The sequence below is a fragment of the Chloroflexus sp. genome, assembly GCF_034431535.1.
Taxonomy (GTDB): Bacteria; Chloroflexota; Chloroflexia; order Chloroflexales; family Chloroflexaceae; genus Chloroflexus.
In genome coordinates, this window is sequence record NZ_DAOUDC010000068.1 from 89,778 (window position 1) to 104,469 (window position 14,692).

Annotated in this window: 16 protein-coding genes; 9 read left to right on the forward strand and 7 right to left on the reverse strand. The window is 60.7% G+C overall.

Annotated elements, in window-relative coordinates; translation table 11 throughout:
- The first annotated feature begins 10 nt into the window (after positions 1 to 10).
- The 5 genes from U9R61_RS16525 (at position 11) to U9R61_RS16545 (ending at position 4,212) form a co-directional block, all read left to right on the forward strand.
- Entirely contained in the window at positions 11 to 1,555 is a 1,545-nt protein-coding gene (locus U9R61_RS16525; RefSeq protein WP_322489911.1) for an acyl-CoA carboxylase subunit beta, read from the forward strand.
- 19 nt (positions 1,556 to 1,574) lie between these two features.
- The gene (locus tag U9R61_RS16530) at positions 1,575 to 1,931 is read left to right on the forward strand and encodes an OadG family protein (RefSeq protein ID WP_322489912.1); all 357 of its coding nucleotides are present in this window, start codon (positions 1,575 to 1,577) and stop codon (positions 1,929 to 1,931) included.
- Between the two features lie 6 nt (positions 1,932 to 1,937).
- Positions 1,938 to 2,399, forward strand: a complete 462-nt coding sequence (locus U9R61_RS16535; protein WP_322489913.1) for a biotin/lipoyl-containing protein — start codon at positions 1,938 to 1,940, stop codon at positions 2,397 to 2,399.
- Between the two features lie 164 nt (positions 2,400 to 2,563).
- Positions 2,564 to 3,679, forward strand: coding sequence for a sodium ion-translocating decarboxylase subunit beta (locus U9R61_RS16540; RefSeq protein WP_322489914.1), 1,116 nt, complete (start codon positions 2,564 to 2,566; stop codon positions 3,677 to 3,679).
- A gap of 95 nt (positions 3,680 to 3,774) precedes the next feature.
- Positions 3,775 to 4,212, forward strand: coding sequence for a CBS domain-containing protein (locus U9R61_RS16545; protein WP_322489915.1), 438 nt, complete (start codon positions 3,775 to 3,777; stop codon positions 4,210 to 4,212).
- Positions 4,213 to 4,218: 6 nt separating this feature from the next.
- On the opposite strand, the gene U9R61_RS16550 is transcribed toward U9R61_RS16545, so the two are convergent.
- The 5 genes from U9R61_RS16550 to U9R61_RS16570 all read right to left on the reverse strand — a co-directional run bounded on the left by U9R61_RS16550 (position 4,219) and on the right by U9R61_RS16570 (position 8,283).
- The gene (locus tag U9R61_RS16550; protein WP_322489916.1) at positions 4,219 to 4,407 is read right to left on the reverse strand and encodes a hypothetical protein; all 189 of its coding nucleotides are present in this window, start codon (positions 4,405 to 4,407) and stop codon (positions 4,219 to 4,221) included.
- Between the two features lie 19 nt (positions 4,408 to 4,426).
- Positions 4,427 to 5,644, reverse strand: coding sequence for an MFS transporter (locus tag U9R61_RS16555; RefSeq protein WP_322489917.1), 1,218 nt, complete (start codon positions 5,642 to 5,644; stop codon positions 4,427 to 4,429).
- A gap of 86 nt (positions 5,645 to 5,730) precedes the next feature.
- On the reverse strand, positions 5,731 to 6,093 hold the full coding sequence (locus U9R61_RS16560; protein WP_322489918.1) for a hypothetical protein: 363 nt from the start codon (positions 6,091 to 6,093) through the stop codon (positions 5,731 to 5,733).
- A complete protein-coding gene (locus U9R61_RS16565) occupies positions 6,090 to 7,832 on the reverse strand; it encodes a signal peptidase I (protein WP_322489919.1) in 1,743 nt (580 codons plus the stop codon). The genes U9R61_RS16560 and U9R61_RS16565 overlap by 4 nt, the downstream gene beginning before the upstream one ends.
- A 79-nt stretch (positions 7,833 to 7,911) precedes the next feature.
- A complete protein-coding gene (locus tag U9R61_RS16570; RefSeq protein ID WP_322489920.1) occupies positions 7,912 to 8,283 on the reverse strand; it encodes a hypothetical protein in 372 nt (123 codons plus the stop codon).
- A gap of 290 nt (positions 8,284 to 8,573) precedes the next feature.
- On the opposite strand from U9R61_RS16570, the gene U9R61_RS16575 reads away from it, so the two are divergent.
- From U9R61_RS16575 to U9R61_RS16590, 4 genes are all read left to right on the forward strand, one after another.
- Entirely contained in the window at positions 8,574 to 9,518 is a 945-nt protein-coding gene (locus tag U9R61_RS16575; RefSeq protein WP_322489921.1) for an NAD-dependent epimerase/dehydratase family protein, read from the forward strand.
- A 50-nt stretch (positions 9,519 to 9,568) separates the two neighbouring features.
- Positions 9,569 to 10,777 carry an aminotransferase class I/II-fold pyridoxal phosphate-dependent enzyme gene (locus U9R61_RS16580; protein ID WP_322489922.1) on the forward strand — a complete coding sequence of 403 codons (1,209 nt, stop codon included), beginning with the start codon at positions 9,569 to 9,571 and terminating at the stop codon, positions 10,775 to 10,777.
- A gap of 296 nt (positions 10,778 to 11,073) precedes the next feature.
- Positions 11,074 to 11,985, forward strand: coding sequence for a homogentisate phytyltransferase (locus U9R61_RS16585; protein WP_322489923.1), 912 nt, complete (start codon positions 11,074 to 11,076; stop codon positions 11,983 to 11,985).
- 63 nt (positions 11,986 to 12,048) lie between these two features.
- Complete coding sequence (locus U9R61_RS16590; RefSeq protein ID WP_322489924.1) at positions 12,049 to 12,975, forward strand: prenyltransferase; 927 nt, start codon at positions 12,049 to 12,051, stop codon at positions 12,973 to 12,975.
- Between the two features lie 39 nt (positions 12,976 to 13,014).
- Here U9R61_RS16590 and U9R61_RS16595 read toward each other — a convergent pair whose 3' ends face one another.
- Both U9R61_RS16595 and U9R61_RS16600 read right to left on the reverse strand, forming a co-directional pair.
- Positions 13,015 to 13,842, reverse strand: coding sequence for a cyclase family protein (locus U9R61_RS16595; protein WP_322489925.1), 828 nt, complete (start codon positions 13,840 to 13,842; stop codon positions 13,015 to 13,017).
- A 91-nt stretch (positions 13,843 to 13,933) separates the two neighbouring features.
- Positions 13,934 to 14,470, reverse strand: coding sequence for an OsmC family protein (locus U9R61_RS16600; protein ID WP_322489926.1), 537 nt, complete (start codon positions 14,468 to 14,470; stop codon positions 13,934 to 13,936).
- Between the last annotated feature and the right edge of the window lie 222 nt (positions 14,471 to 14,692).

The following is a 14,692-nucleotide window of genomic DNA, read 5'->3' on the forward strand; positions in this document are numbered from 1 at the left end:
AGGTGTAGCAGTGGAATCCCCCGAAGAGCAACTCGAACGGCTGCGCAACCTGCGCGAGCGGGCGATGCAAGGCGGCGGGCCAGACCGGATTGCCCAGCAACATGCGCGCGGCAAACTGACGGCCCGTGAACGCTTGGCCTTACTGCTCGATGCTGGTTCGTTTCAAGAGATCGGCGCCTTGGCGACCAGCATCACCAAAGATGAAGAGCAGCGCATCCCCGGCGACGGCACTGTTACCGGGTTCGGCAAGATTAACGGGAGGCGGGTGGCGGTCTATGCGCAAGACTTTACCGTGATGGGTGGCTCGTTCTCGGCGGTACAGGCCAATAAGATTTGCCGCATGCAAGACCTCGCAATTGAGAGTGGCATCCCGATCATCGGCCTGAACGATTCGGGTGGGGCGCGCATTCAAGAAGGAGTTCGTTCACTGGCTGCTTACGGCGAGGTCTTTGTCCGCAATGTGCTAGCATCGGGCGTGGTGCCGCAGATTTCGGCCATTCTTGGCCCCTGCGCTGGCGGCGCGGTCTATTCGCCGGCCTTGACCGATTTCGTGATTATGTCGGAATCGACCGGCTATATGTTCCTGACCGGCCCCGACGTGATCAAAGCGGTATCGGGCCGCGACATCTCGACCCAAGAACTCGGTGGTGCGGCAGTGCATTGCGCGCGCAGCGGCGTTGCCCACCTCTCCGCGCCCGATGACCGCGCCGTGATCGAGTTGATCAAGCGACTGCTGAGCTACTTGCCGCAAAACAACAACGAAGACCCGCCCCAGATTATGCCTTACGACCGCAGCGACCGGCAAGAACCGGCGCTCAATGCGCTGGTGCCGGCTGACGAACGGCAAGGGTACGACATTCACACCCTGATCGATCTGGTCTTTGACCACGATAGTTTTCTCGAAATCCAGCCGCTCTTTGCCCCCAACGCGGTGGTCGGCTTTGCCCGCCTCGACGGCTATGCGGTTGGCGTGGTCGCCAACCAGCCGGCAGTGATGGCTGGTGTGCTCGATATCGACTCGAGCGACAAAATTGCCCGCTTTGTCCGTATCTGCGACGCCTTCAACATTCCGATTATCACCTTTGTCGATACCACCGGCTTTTTGCCCGGTATCGAGCAGGAGTACGGCGGCGTGATCCGGCATGGCGCTAAAATTATTTACGCTTATAGCGAAGCGACTGTACCGAAAATTTCGGTGGTGGTGCGCAAAGCGATTGGCGGCGCGTATGTAGCCATGTCAAGCAAACAACTGCGCTGCGACCTCAACTTTGCGTGGCCGTCGGCCCAAATTGCGGTGATGGGCGCTGAAGGGGCAGTGCGCATCTTGCGCCGCGACGAGCTGCGCGCCGCCGCCGATCCGGCGCAACTCATGGCCGCGTTTGTCGCCGAGTACCGACGCAAGTTCTTCAACCCGTACCACGCCGCCGATCTGGGCCAGATCGATGAAGTGATCGAACCGGCTGAAACCCGGCCCCGCCTGATCCGGGCGCTAGAGATTTTGCGCACCAAGGTGCAACAGAATCCGCCGCGCAAGCACGGGTTGTACCCGTCGTAAGCCGGCGGCAGGAGGCAGCATGGAGAATCTTGGCTTTGGCTTGACCATGACCGTGCTCGGTATGGGCTTGGTCTTTACGGTGTTAGCCTTGATTTGGGGCCTGCTCAACCTGCTCACCCGCTTCGACCGGCCTGAACCATCCACCACAACCGGCGAGGTCATGCCGGCGCTAGAGATTGCGCCAGTAACGACCGAACCGCTCACGCCTGATGAGGTGGCAGCGATCGCCGTGGCCGTCGCCGTGCGCACGGCGACGTTACGCCGCGAGGCAGCGCCAACGGTACGCAGCTACTGGCCGGGCAGCCTGCTCTTTGCTAGTCGCTGGGTGGCAGCTGGCCGCACGCGCCAGAATCAAAGTTGGCAACGAAGGAGATAACCTGCAATGCGTCGCTATCAACTGACAATCAACGGCAAGACGTATACGGTTGATATTGCCGAGTTGAGCAGCGATCGCTTCGCTGTTCAGCTCGATGGGCGCGAGTTCGAGGTGCAACTGAGCGAGAGCGGCGACATCGGTGAGATTACGCCGCGCGCTACGCCGGTACCGGTTGCGCTGCCGGCAACGCCAGCCGCACCGGTTGCGCCGCCACCACCGGCTGCCCTGCCACCAGCGGCAGCCGCCGGCGACAACCTGATTCGGGCGCCGATGCCGGGCACCATCTTGCAGATCGTGGCCCAACCCGGCACGAAGGTCAAACGCGGCCAGCCGATCATCGTACTCGAAGCAATGAAGATGAACAACAGCATCAGCGCGCCGCGTGATGGCGTAGTCGCGGCGATTTTGGTCAAGACCGGCCAGAGCGTCGGTTACGGCGAACCTCTCGCTCAGTTGGCCGAGGGATAAACACAGAGCGCGGGCCGCTGGCCCGCAATAGGCAAATGGAGCGTAGGCCGCTGGCCTGCACCGCGCACAAGCGCCACAACGTAAAGTTTCGCGCCTATTCGCCCCTCTAACCGGGCAACGGATGCAGGAGGGGGAGTGATGAATCAAGAAAAGCGATCAACACTATGGACGAACTAGCCCTCCGGCTTTTACAAGGGATCACCTCGATCACATGGCAATCGCTGGTGATGATCGCCGTCGCCGGTTTGCTGTTCTACCTCGCGATTGTGCGCGACTACGAACCGCTCCTGCTCTTGCCGATCGGCGCCGGTGCATTGCTAGCCAATCTGCCGCTCTCGCCGCTGCTAGGTGAAGACGGCATGCTCACCATTCTCTACAACGCCGGCGTCGGTAACGAACTCTTCCCGCTGCTCATCTTTATCGGCATTGGCGCGCTCACCGACTTCAGCCCGCTGCTTTCCAACCCGCGTATGGTCTTGCTCGGTGCCGCCGGGCAGTTTGGCATCTTCGGCACCTTGCTGGCTTCGCTCGCGCTCGGCTTTAGCCGCGAAGAAGCGGCCTCGATCGGGATCATCGGCGCAATCGACGGCCCGACCTCGATCTATGTCTCGAGCCTGCTCGCGCCGCAATTGCTCGGTCCGATCACGGTCGCCGCCTACAGCTATATGTCACTGGTGCCGGTGATTATGCCGCCGGTCATTCGCGCGCTCACCACGCCAGCCGAACGGCGCATCCGCATGGAATACGTCAGTCGTCCGATCAGCCAGCGCACCCGCATCTTGTTTCCGATTGTCACCACGATCGTGGTTGGCGTGCTGGTACCGTTCGCCATCCCGCTGATCGGGATGTTGATGCTCGGCAACCTGATGCGCGAGTCGGGTGTGGTTGAACGGCTAACTAACACCTCGTCACGCGAGCTAGCCAATATCGTGACCCTCTTCTTGGGGCTAGCCATCGGCTCGACGATGGAGGGCACCCGTTTCTTGCAACCGGCGACGCTGGCCATTCTCGCGCTGGGCATTCTCGCCTTTGTGCTCGACACCGCTGCTGGGTTGCTCTTCGGCAAGTTTCTCAACCTGCTCAGCCGGGGCCGCTTCAACCCGATCATCGGCGCTGCCGGCATCAGCGCCTTCCCCATGGCGGCGCGCGTGGTGCAAAAGATGGCTCACGACGAGGATTTCGAGAACTTCATCCTGATGCATGCGATGGGCGCGAACGCCGCCGGGCAGGTGGCCAGCGTGGTGGCCGGCGGGGTGGTCTTGGCGTTGATGGGGAGGTAGCCGGTTACAGTAGGGGCATAGCGCTGCTATGCCCCTACTGTAACCGGCGGTATACAATGAAAAGAAAGTGTTGCTAGCGATAGAGGAGTTTGAATATGTCGAAGACCGAGCGCGTAGCCGAATGGATGACCGAAAACCCGGTTTGCGTCCCGCCAGATTTTTCGGCGCTGGCTGCTTATGAGCGCATGCGAGCGCGTGGGGTGCGGCGCATGCCGGTGGTGGATAAACAAGGCAATCTAGTTGGCATCATCACCCGCAGCGATATTGAGCAGGCCATGAGTCACCCCCGCGATGAAGAAGAGCGCCGGTTGGCCCGCTTCAACCTCGCCGGCCAGACCGTAGCCGAACTGATGACACCGAATCCGTTGACGATCGCTTCCAGCGACTCGATCGGCAAAGCAGCGGCGATGATGGTGCGTGCGCGGGTCAGCGGCTTGCCGGTGGTCGATGAAGGCCGGCTGGTTGGCATCATCACCGAATCGGATATCTTCCGGCTGGTAGCCAGCACATGGGCGGCGGAAGAGACCGAGTAGCTCGGTTCAGTGGCACACGAAGAACCACGTTAGATCGCTCACCATAGCGGGCGTTGTGTTCAAGAGCCACAGCGCCCACAACCCGCTGCCGATCAGGCTCAGCAGCAGCAACCCGCCGCCGACCAGCCAAACAAACGCCGCACCGTCATCGGTGGCCGGCGGCGCCTGCTCAGCCGGCTCGTAGAGCGCGCTCAACGTCTCACTGTGTGCATTCTCACCCCCTGCCTCGCACCAGTTGTTCAACAACTTGGCGCGCCGGACGATCGTCGATCAACCAGTGGATGACCGTCGCGGCGAGGCTGAGCACTAGCGCAGCCAGCCAAACCGGCAGATAACTGCCGGTGCGATCGTAGACGGCGCCACCCATCCATGCGCCCAAAAAGGCCCCGATCTGGTGGCCGAAGAAGACAAAGCCGTACAGCATGTCGAGATAGCGCGTACCGAAGAGCTGCGCGACTAACCCGCTTGTCAGGGGCACGGTGCCGAGCCAGAGCACACCGATGCTCAACCCGAACGCCAAGGCGCTCACATCAGTGAGCGGCACGATCAGAAACAGAACAAAGATGATCGCGCGCCCAAAGTAGATGCCGCTCAAAACCTGGTGCTTGACCGTGCAGTCGCCGAGCGCGCCAAAGAGATACGAACCAGCAATATTCCCCAACCCGATCAGCGCCAACGCCACCGCAGCAACGGTTGCGCCGATGCCGCTATCGACCAGATAGGCCGGCAAGTGGGTGGCGATAAAGGCGACGTGAAACCCGCAGACAAAGAAGCCGGCAAACAACAAGGCATAGCCGGGATGGCGCAATGCCAGTGCGATCACCTGTTGCCCGCTTGGCGCGTTAGCGGCCGCGCCGGCACGGCTGGCAGGCGCGCCGAGGGCTGGCGTCAGCAATGCTGGTAACACCATCACCGCTGCCAGCGCCAGCAACGCGCCTTGCCAACCCAATGCCGCTAGCAACAATTGCGCCAACGGCACAAACGCAAACATCCCCACCGAACCGCCAGCGGTCACAAGGCCGAAGGCAAAACTACGCCGCGCCGGCGGTGCCAATTGGCCGATGACGCCAAACACCGGCGCAAAAGTGGTCGCGCTCTGCGCCAGCCCAACCACCACCCCCAACGCCAACAAGAGCAATAATGGCGAGGCAGCAATCGTGACCGCTGCCACCCCCAGCGCGTATACCATTGCGCCAACCGCAAGTAAACGCTGGCCGCCATACCGGTCGGCCAGCGCACCAGCGAACGGTGTAGCGATCCCAAACACGAGATTCTGGATCGCTAGCGTCAACCCTACTTGTTCACGGCCCAAACCAAACGCCTCGCTCAGTGGCACGAGGAAGACGCCAAAGGTCTGGCGCACACCCATCGCGATGGTGACAATCAACGCGCCGCAGATACTTGCGATAAGCCAACGTGGCAGCGATCGCATATCATTCTCGCCAATCAATCGTTGAATACAATGGCGGAATGATACCGATAAACCGCCAGAATAGCAAGCGCCTCGAACCGATCAGCTTACCGCTCGCACGTGCTATCAGCGCCGCTACCAATGCACACATCGAACCCAGCGCCGCCAATGAGTACATCGTCGCCCTTGCCGCCGATGATACAGTCGTTGCCTCCCCGGCCATCGATGAGATCATTGCCGGCGCTGCCCACGATGAGGTCATTGCCATCGGTACCGGTGATCACGCCAGCGCCAGAAATAATGGTACTCAACCCCATACCGGCGCAGGCCGGCGGCGCCACATCTTGCGTACTCAGCGACATATTCAGATCGGCCATTGCGGCGGCGGGGATCGCGATGCTTGCAGCGGATGCCAATGCCGTCGCACCGATAACGGCGCTCATCAGGATGAGCACGATGAGCCGTTTCATACCTCGCCTCGCTGTTCAGTCGCCGCTTCCCAATGCTGTTGGCGAGCCTCGCGCCAAGCCTGCGCAAATACCGGGTTCTGGCTGCGTTCGCGATAGGCGGTGAAGGGATCAACTCCCACTGCTTGGCAGGCTTCACTCACCAAACCGGTCTCGCGCAGGGCGGCAATAAATGGATCACGCCAATCCGCCGGCGGCGGATGGTGGGTAACCGGTGCTGGCGTGAAGCGCTGGTGCATCTCTCGCTCAGAATCGGCAGCTTGATAGACATAGACGGTACCATCGTCAATCAATACGTATTGGTTCGGCTCGCTGCTGATGTCACGGATGATCAACCCGCCGGCGCGTTGGGCCAAGCGAGCCAGATCGGCCATCGTTGCCACGGCTGCCCGTGGTAGATCAACGTGGGGCGCGACGCCGGTGATGATGAGGTTGCCGTACCAGAATTGGATCCGCACAGTTTCATCGCTTTGCCAGCGTCGCCATAACGGCCAGCCGATCGCAATCGCGGCCACCGCCAACCCGCCGGCAATCACCATCCCCCACCAGCGGGCCGCCTCTACTTCAAGGCTGAGGAACAACAATGACAACCGCGCCGGCTCGAACCTCGTCCGCGCTACCTGACCCTCGGCGCGGGGGGCAAGCCCTTGCCGGTCATCGGTGGGGTTGACCAGCGTGAGCTGCGCTTTGTCAAACCGGAAGAGCAATTGCGGCGCAAAGGCATCGCTGAACGCTAGGCCGTCCACTTCTCCGTTCACCATCACATCTGGGGTGATAGTGAGCAGATAATACTGGTTGCTCAAACCGGTCTGTTGTTCGAGTTGGGTGATGAGCGCGCGGAGATCAGCGAGGTTGATCGCCCCACGCACGGTTGCTTCCGCCACCGCAAACGGCTGCGCCGGCACGAGCACCAACCGCCGGCGCCAACCGTTCGCGGCACTGACTTCCGCATTCAGCCCGATCGTGCCGCTAGCCGTGGTGACATCGGCTAATTCGTAGTGAAAGGTGACGGCCAGTGTTGATGAGAGTTGGAAATAGATCGGGTCGCCGGTTTGGGCCTGCGCCGTATCATAAATGCCGGGAGGTGCGTCGGCGAGATAGGTGAATGTTCCGTGCTGGTGATAGACGACCGGTTCGTTAACGACGCGGCTAGCGGGTTGGAGGAAGGCATAGCCGGCAAGCGCACCGGCAGCGATCGCGCCCAGCGCGCACAGTGTCACCGCGGCCATCGCTGCCTCGACCGGCTGAACAATTGTGTGGCGTGGCCGGTGATGCCGTCCGGTTGTGCGTGGTTGTGCCATCACCATCCCTCCTGCCAGCGCCAGTATGATCAACCACCAATATTGGCGCGCCAGCACTAAGCCGCTCCCTAGCCACGGGAGATGCAGCCACGCCCGCCCTTCAATCTCGGTCGTCAACGGCTCATAGGGATCAACAAAATCATTGTGATCACCCTTCAACCGCCAACGTTCGCCATCTTGGCCGATAATGCGATGGATCACCAACCCAATCTCAGGATGGCGGTAGGTGACAATATCACCCAGCGCATAGTCATCAGCAACGCGGGTGATCACCAAATCGCCGCGTTGGTAGAGCGGGGCCATGCTATTGCCGTTGATCACGACAAACTGGGCAACGCCGCCAAGCGAGCGGGGGGCAAACAGCCACCAGATCAGCGCAAAGCTGAGCAGGATCACCAACCCACCCAGCCACCGTCCGATTACTGTTCGCCCCAGCTTCATAACCGCCTCTCATCATACAGAACGGGCAAGAGGAGCATTCTTGCGCGCCTCTTGCCCGCTCCTCGCCGTCACTGTCGATTTAGTTGTGCGCCACAATGCGCAAGGTTGTATGGGTCGAAATCGGCACATTCGGCGAGGGATCAGCCGTCCACGTGCCACCCGACTCCGTTGCGGTCACCCAGTTCGAGCCATCGAGTTGTACCAGCACCGTGGTCGGTGCCGCAGCGCCGGTCAGGGTAAAGGTAACTTTGTCGATCAACGTCGGGTCAGTCGAATCGTAGACATAGGTCAAGCTGCCGACCGTGTAGCCGCTGATCGTCAACGAGCCATCACCGGCAACAACAACAGCACTGCCGAAAGAGTTGGTGGCGGCGAAGCCATACGCGGCGGCGGCCAATGCCAGCGCCAGTACGGCGGCAATCAGAGTTTTGGGATGGAGAAGAGTAGCCATACAACACCTCCTTGCGTATCGTGAAGCGGTTCACTAACCGTTTCGTTAGAATTGATGATAGTTGAGGTACTGACCAATCACAATCGCACAAAAGTGTGCTTCTACCAATAATCGTTCTGTGATCAGAGGTATGACCGCGGTACTACACGCGATTGCAACAAAAATCACAATATTGAACGTTGTTACAGCTTCACCCTGACCGACCAACCCCCTACTAGCAGAATCCGCCGCTATCGTGTATAACGACAAGTACAAGTCATGCATTTCGTTGACCAAGATGAGGCACCGCAATGGAGCGACGGATTCTGGTCATCGGCGCGTTAGGGCAGGTAGGTTCCGATTTAGTGCCGGCGCTGCGCCAGATCTATGGTGAGACGCGCGTTATCGCCAGTGATCTCAAACCGGCGACCGATGAGGCGGGGCCGTATGTCATGCTCGATTGCACCGATGGTGTTGCGCTCGATGACTTAGTGACCCGCGCGCGCGTCGGAGTCATTTACCATCTGGCCGCACTGCTCTCGGCCACTGCTGAGCGGATGCCGCAACAGGCATGGCGGCTCAATGTTGATGGCCTGTATACCGTGCTCGAAGTGGCGCGCCTCCACCGGTGCCAAATCTTTGTGCCGAGCAGCATTGCCGCGTTTGGTCCGGAAACGCCGCGCGACCCCACTCCGCAAGTGACGATCCAACGCCCCACGACTATGTACGGCATTAGCAAGGTGATTAGCGAGTTGCTCTGCTCGTACTATGTTGCCCGCTACGGTCTCGATGCGCGCGGCCTTCGCTTTCCCGGCCTGATCTCGGCCACGGCACCACCCGGCGGCGGCACCACTGACTATGCAGTTGAAATCTTTCATGCTGCGCTGAGTACGGGCGCCTATACTTGCTACCTGCAACCGGAGACGCGCTTGCCGCTGATGTACATAGCCGACGGCATCCGCGCCACACTCGAATTGATGGCTGCCAACCGTGAACGGCTACGCTACGCGAATGCGTACAATATTCAGGGCTTTAGCGCCACCCCCGCCGAACTCGCCGCTGCGATCATCCGCCGCATCCCTGAGTTTCAGATCGACTACGAGATCCAACCGTACCGCCAAGCGATTGCCGACTCGTGGCCGCATGCGCTCGACGATAGCGCGGCCCGCGCCGATTGGGGATGGCAGCCGCACTATGATCTGGAAGGAATGGTGGACGAGATGCTGCGGGTGATGCGCCAGCAAAGCACATCGTAAACGCGCTGCTCCCTCACTCATCCGTCCACCTGCTAGATACGGAGAATGCTATGCCTCACAACCGTCTGGCCGGAATCCTCCAACAGCAACTCGACCAACTGAGCGCCGAACGGCGACGCAAAGGCTTTGAGCGCGTAATCACCGAACGGCTGCCGGGTGACGGTATGCGGGGGCAGCGCTACCGGGTCGCCGGCTACGAGCAGCCGTTCATTCGCATGAATTCCAACAGCTACCTCGGCTTGGCTGCCGATCCGCGCTTAATCGCGGCAGCGGAAGCGGCAACGCACCGGTTTGGCGTTGGTCCCGGCGCCGTGCGCTTCATCAGCGGCACGCTTGTCCCACATGTGGCGCTGGAACAACGGCTGGCCGCCTTTCACCAACGCGATGCGGCGATGCTCTTTTCCAGCGCCTATGCCGCTGTGCTCAGCGTGATCACATCGCTCACCACGCCTGACACCGCGATCATCAGCGATGAACTGAACCACAACTGCATTATCAACGCCATCCGGCTCGCCCGTCCACGCGAGAAGCTGGTCTACCGCCACCTCGATCTTGAGCAGCTCGATGTAGCACTCGCCCAAGCATCCCAGACCTGCCGGCGAGCGATTGTTGTCACTGATGGCATCTTCTCGATGCGGGGCGTGCATGCGGCCCTCGACCGGATTGCTGCGATTGTTGCCCGGCATGATGCGGCGTTTGCCGAAAACGCCTTGCTGATAGTTGACGACTCGCACGGCGTCGGCGCGTTTGGCGCCACTGGCCGTGGCTGCGAAGAGTATTGCGGCGCACGCGCCGATCTGCTGATCGGCACGCTGGGCAAGGCGTTTGGCGCCAACGGCGGTTACGTCGTTGGGCCGCAGGTGCTGATCGATAGCTTGCGCGAAACCAGCCCCACCTACATCTACTCCAACCCGATCACCGCCGGTGAAGCGAGCGCGGCGCTGGCGGCGCTAGCAATTCTGGAGAGCGCCGAGGGCAAAGAGCGGTTGGCGCATCTACGCGCCATGACGGCCCGTTTCCGGCAGGGATTGCGCGACGGCGGCTTCGAGACCCTGCCCGGCGCGCATCCAGTGGTGCCGCTGTTTGTGCGCGATCCGGCGGCAACGGCAGCCCTCGTTGACACCCTCTTTGCGCGAGGGGTGCTGGCGACTGCAATCATGTATCCGGTAGTGCCGCGCGGTGATGACAGCATCCGCTTCCAGATCAGCGCCGAACACACCGCCGCCGATATTGATGAGGCGCTGGCGGCACTGCGATAGTCGGTGTTGGCGCGCCAGACGTGCCCACCTGTCATGGCGAGGGGGCGCAGCCCCCGCAGCAATCTCCTGCTGTAGCGCGAACGAACGCACAGCGGGTTGTTTCTGTGCTCGCGGGGGATTGCTGCGCGGCGCGCAAGGACAACGGGGGAGCGGCGCAGCCTCGCAGCAATATCCTCTACGCTAACCGGCGCTATTGACAGTATCTCAATTTTCAACGTATGATGAAAGTGTCAGAGGTTGAATCTTCATCATTTCTAATCAGTGTGGACAAACAAATCATCCATAGGTCATTTCTCATGCCAAGACACCTGCGTCTACTCTACGATTTTGCCCGCCCGCACACCATCATCGCCACCAGTGTCCAAGTTATCACCATGCTCATTATCGTCGCCGGCTGGCGTCTGCTCACTCCTGATCTGATCGGATTGGCGTTGGTCACGTTGATCGTCTGCTTGGCGCTCAATCTCTATGTCGTCGGTATCAACCAACTCACCGATATCGAAATCGATCTCGTCAATAAGCCATGGCTGCCGATAGCTGCCGGTCGCTTGAGCGCCAGCGCGGGTCGGCGCATTGTGGCCGCTGCGTTAGCGATGGCCCTGATCGGCGCGGCGTTGCTGAGTTGGGCGCTCTGGCTGACGGTGGCTGTGATTGCGTTGATCGGTTCGCTCTATTCCCTGCCGCCCTTACGCCTCAAGCGGAAGCCGCTGGCGGCTGCGCTGAGCATTGCGAGCGCGCGCGGTGTGATCGCCAATGTCGGCTTGGCGTTTCACTATCAGAGCCGGTTAGGTGTGGAGTTGCCGCTCACAACGCTCATCCTTGCCGGGGTCTTCTTTTTCGGTTTCGCGCTGGTGATTGCGCTCTACAAAGACCTTCCCGACGATCGCGGCGATCGTCTCTACCAGATCGAGACGCTCACGACGCGCTGGGGGCCGCAGCGGGTATTGCAGCTTGGTCGCCTCTTGCTGACCGGCTGTTATCTGCTGCCGATTGCGGTTGGCTTGTGGTCATTGCCGGCTTTTGCCGCCGCCTTTCTCGCCTTGAGCCACGCGATCGTGATTGCGCTCTTTTGGTGGGCTAGTTTTCGGGTTGATCTGCGCCAGCAACAGTCCATCACGAACTTTTATATGTTCTTGTGGGGTATTTTTTATACTGAGTTTGCGTTGTTGAGCATTTACCAGTTGACTGATACGTTGGGGCAGGCGTGAGCATTATCGTTAAAGATATGTTTGGAGTGCGGCAGTCTGACTGCCGCACTCCATATCAGAACTATGGTCACTAACTGGTTTGCCAACACTATTGATCTCATCAAACTTGGCCGCCCGCTCCACCTGATCGGCGGCGCGATCTTTTACGGCGTCGGCGTGGCTGCCGCCGGTGCAACGCTGCGCGATGGTGGGTTGGCGTTGCTTGGCCTCGCCACTGCCTTGAGCGCGCAGTTGATGAATCATTACAGCAACGACTATTTCGACCACGATGCGGATCTTGCTAACCCGACCCCGACCCGCTGGTCGGGTGGCAGCCGCGTCTTGCCGGCAGGCCGGTTGCCGGCGCAAGCGGCGCTGGCAGCAGCGATCGGTTGGGGTATGCTGGCCATCATCTTGGCAGTGCTCAGCGCGGCAAGTTCACCTAACCCAGCGTTGAGTGCCGGAGTGTTGGGCTTGGCAATTGCGCTGGCGTGGGTCTATAGCGGGCCGCCGCTCTACCTGCACCGGCGCGGCTGGGGTGAAGCGACCGGCGCGGTGTTAGTGCCGGGAATGACCGCATTGGCCGGGTTTGTGCTCCAGACCGGCACGATCCAGCCCATCATCATCTTCGCGATCATCCCGCTCTGCCTCATGCAATTCGCGATGCTTGTCGCCGTTAGCTTGCCTGATGTCGCCGGTGATCGGGTGGTGGGGAAACGCACGCTGGCCGTGATCTTCGGCCCGCAACGGGCAGCGCAGTGGCAAACCATCGCCACCGGCGCTGCGTTTGCTACCCTACCGCTCCTGATCCTCGGTGGCGTACCGTGGCCGGTGGCGGTCGGGCCGCTAGCCACCGCCCCCATCGGGCTTTGGCTGATCAGCCGCTTACGGGCCGGGGCATGGGCCGACCCGGCGGCATGGGATGGATTAGGTTTCTGGAGCATCGGCCAATTGGTGGGCAGCGCCGGGATGATGTTGCTGGGGTTTGTGCTCTCGGCATGGTCGCAATAGGATTGGGGCGCAATGATGCGCCCCAATCCTGCCTTCAGATCACCACAACGCAAACACTCGGCTTGGCCCGCCTGAACCGGCAGCAATCTTCGGCGCGCCGACCACCAGCGTCGCCCCGCTCGGTGGAATCGACTCAAGATTAGCCAGATTCTCCAAGCCCCAGCGGTTCGTCGGCAAGATGGTGTAATGCACCGCAAACGTGGTCGAGGGGCCATGATCGATGCTGAGCGTATCGACGCCGATACCGCTGATGTTCCGCTCGGTGAGCAGAAAATCGACGGCATCCTTGCCAAAGCCGGGGAAGTGCATCACCCCGCTCGAATCAGCATTGCGGAACAGCTCGACCGAATGGGCCCGCGCCCCCCAACCGCTGGCCATTAACACCGCCGCATTGTTTGGAATCCGGCCATAGCGTCGCTCCCATGCCCGAATGTCGTCTGGGGTGACGACGGTATCCGGGTCACGCACGGCTCGCTCGGTAATGTTGATCACCACCGCCGGCACCACCAGCGACTGCACCGGAATCTGATCGACGAACAGACCGTTGGGAGCAAAATGCACCGGCGCGTCCATGTGGGTGCCTGAATGCTCCCAGTAATTAAGGATGCTGCCGTAGTAGCCATCGCGCTCGTGAGAGACCACCGGCGTGATTTGGAACGGCGCCGCACCGGGGAAGAGCGGGAACTGGGTACCAAGCAGGTGAGTCAGATCGGCCACATTGCTAAAGCTGGCGCGCGATACCGGCGCTGCCTCAACGGCGAACGGCGCGGCGAGCGCCGCCACTGCCGCGCCCAAACCAAACTTAAGCAAACTGCGGCGGTTGATTTCCGACGACTGGATCGATTCGATAAATCGAGGCGGGCACATCGGGCAACTCTCCTTTGCTGAACGCGGATCCAACACCATGACGAGCGGCAAGATGCCTTACCGCGATGATGACGATGGCAAGCGCACCCCCTTACGCTTCTACCCGCTCAACCTGCCCCCGCAGCGCCTGCGGCTGCAACACCGCCAGCAATACTGGGCAGAGCCGTTCTAGATCGGCCAGCAGAGCGGCCATCTCGCCATCGCTCACTTCGCCGCGATACCGAACTGTATAACGCAAATCGGTCGGCGCAATCGGCGCCTCATCGCTCACAGCCATGGCGCCGCGATAATCGATCTGACCAGTCACCTCAACCTGCAGATCATCAAGGGCCAGTTCGCGATCGGCAGCAATCGCCAACGCCGAATGGGCAATACAACTGGCCATCGCGGCCAGCAACAATTCAGGCGCATTCGGCCCCAGATCATAGCCGCCGAGCGCCGGCCCCGAATCGCTCAGCACCGTGTGATCGCGCACCCGTATTGGGCGCAGACCGGTGCCAGCAGCTACCGACACCGTTGCGCGCAGCGGCGCCGGGGCCGGCGGCTGCTCACGCAAGCGTGTGCGGAAGGCGGCCAGCGCCTGCCGCTTGCGGGTTAAAAATTCACGTAAACTCCAGATCGGAGCCATAGCGCCTCCCTTGGATAATAGCGTTGCCTTCAGCGGCATAAGCGGATACGATATGGTGTAGAGTGCAGCAGTGCTATTGCTACACTCAATCGGCGGCAACGTCTTGTCCGCCAAAGTTCGGAGCGAATGTTTTACACCAGATACAACGGGAATTTTGCATATTATCCATCGCCTCCATGTTCCTGTCAAGCAGTGATCCTGCGGTAGCTATTTCGGCTACAA

Bases quoted from the DNA above. Each gene is read 5' to 3' on its own strand.
- U9R61_RS16530 (WP_322489912.1), top strand. From the start codon at position 1,575: ATGGAGAATCTTGGCTTTGGCTTGACCATGACCGTGCTCGGTATGGGC.
- U9R61_RS16535 (WP_322489913.1), top strand. From the start codon at position 1,938: ATGCGTCGCTATCAACTGACAATCAACGGCAAGACGTATACGGTTGAT.
- U9R61_RS16540 (WP_322489914.1), top strand. From the start codon at position 2,564: ATGGACGAACTAGCCCTCCGGCTTTTACAAGGGATCACCTCGATCACA.
- U9R61_RS16545 (WP_322489915.1), top strand. From the start codon at position 3,775: ATGTCGAAGACCGAGCGCGTAGCCGAATGGATGACCGAAAACCCGGTT.
- U9R61_RS16555 (WP_322489917.1), bottom strand. From the start codon at position 5,644: ATGCGATCGCTGCCACGTTGGCTTATCGCAAGTATCTGCGGCGCGTTG.
- U9R61_RS16560 (WP_322489918.1), bottom strand. From the start codon at position 6,093: ATGAAACGGCTCATCGTGCTCATCCTGATGAGCGCCGTTATCGGTGCG.
- U9R61_RS16565 (WP_322489919.1), bottom strand. From the start codon at position 7,832: ATGAAGCTGGGGCGAACAGTAATCGGACGGTGGCTGGGTGGGTTGGTG.
- U9R61_RS16570 (WP_322489920.1), bottom strand. From the start codon at position 8,283: ATGGCTACTCTTCTCCATCCCAAAACTCTGATTGCCGCCGTACTGGCG.
- U9R61_RS16575 (WP_322489921.1), top strand. From the start codon at position 8,574: ATGGAGCGACGGATTCTGGTCATCGGCGCGTTAGGGCAGGTAGGTTCC.
- U9R61_RS16580 (WP_322489922.1), top strand. From the start codon at position 9,569: ATGCCTCACAACCGTCTGGCCGGAATCCTCCAACAGCAACTCGACCAA.
- U9R61_RS16585 (WP_322489923.1), top strand. From the start codon at position 11,074: ATGCCAAGACACCTGCGTCTACTCTACGATTTTGCCCGCCCGCACACC.
- U9R61_RS16590 (WP_322489924.1), top strand. From the start codon at position 12,049: ATGGTCACTAACTGGTTTGCCAACACTATTGATCTCATCAAACTTGGC.
- U9R61_RS16595 (WP_322489925.1), bottom strand. From the start codon at position 13,842: ATGTGCCCGCCTCGATTTATCGAATCGATCCAGTCGTCGGAAATCAAC.
- U9R61_RS16600 (WP_322489926.1), bottom strand. From the start codon at position 14,470: ATGGCTCCGATCTGGAGTTTACGTGAATTTTTAACCCGCAAGCGGCAG.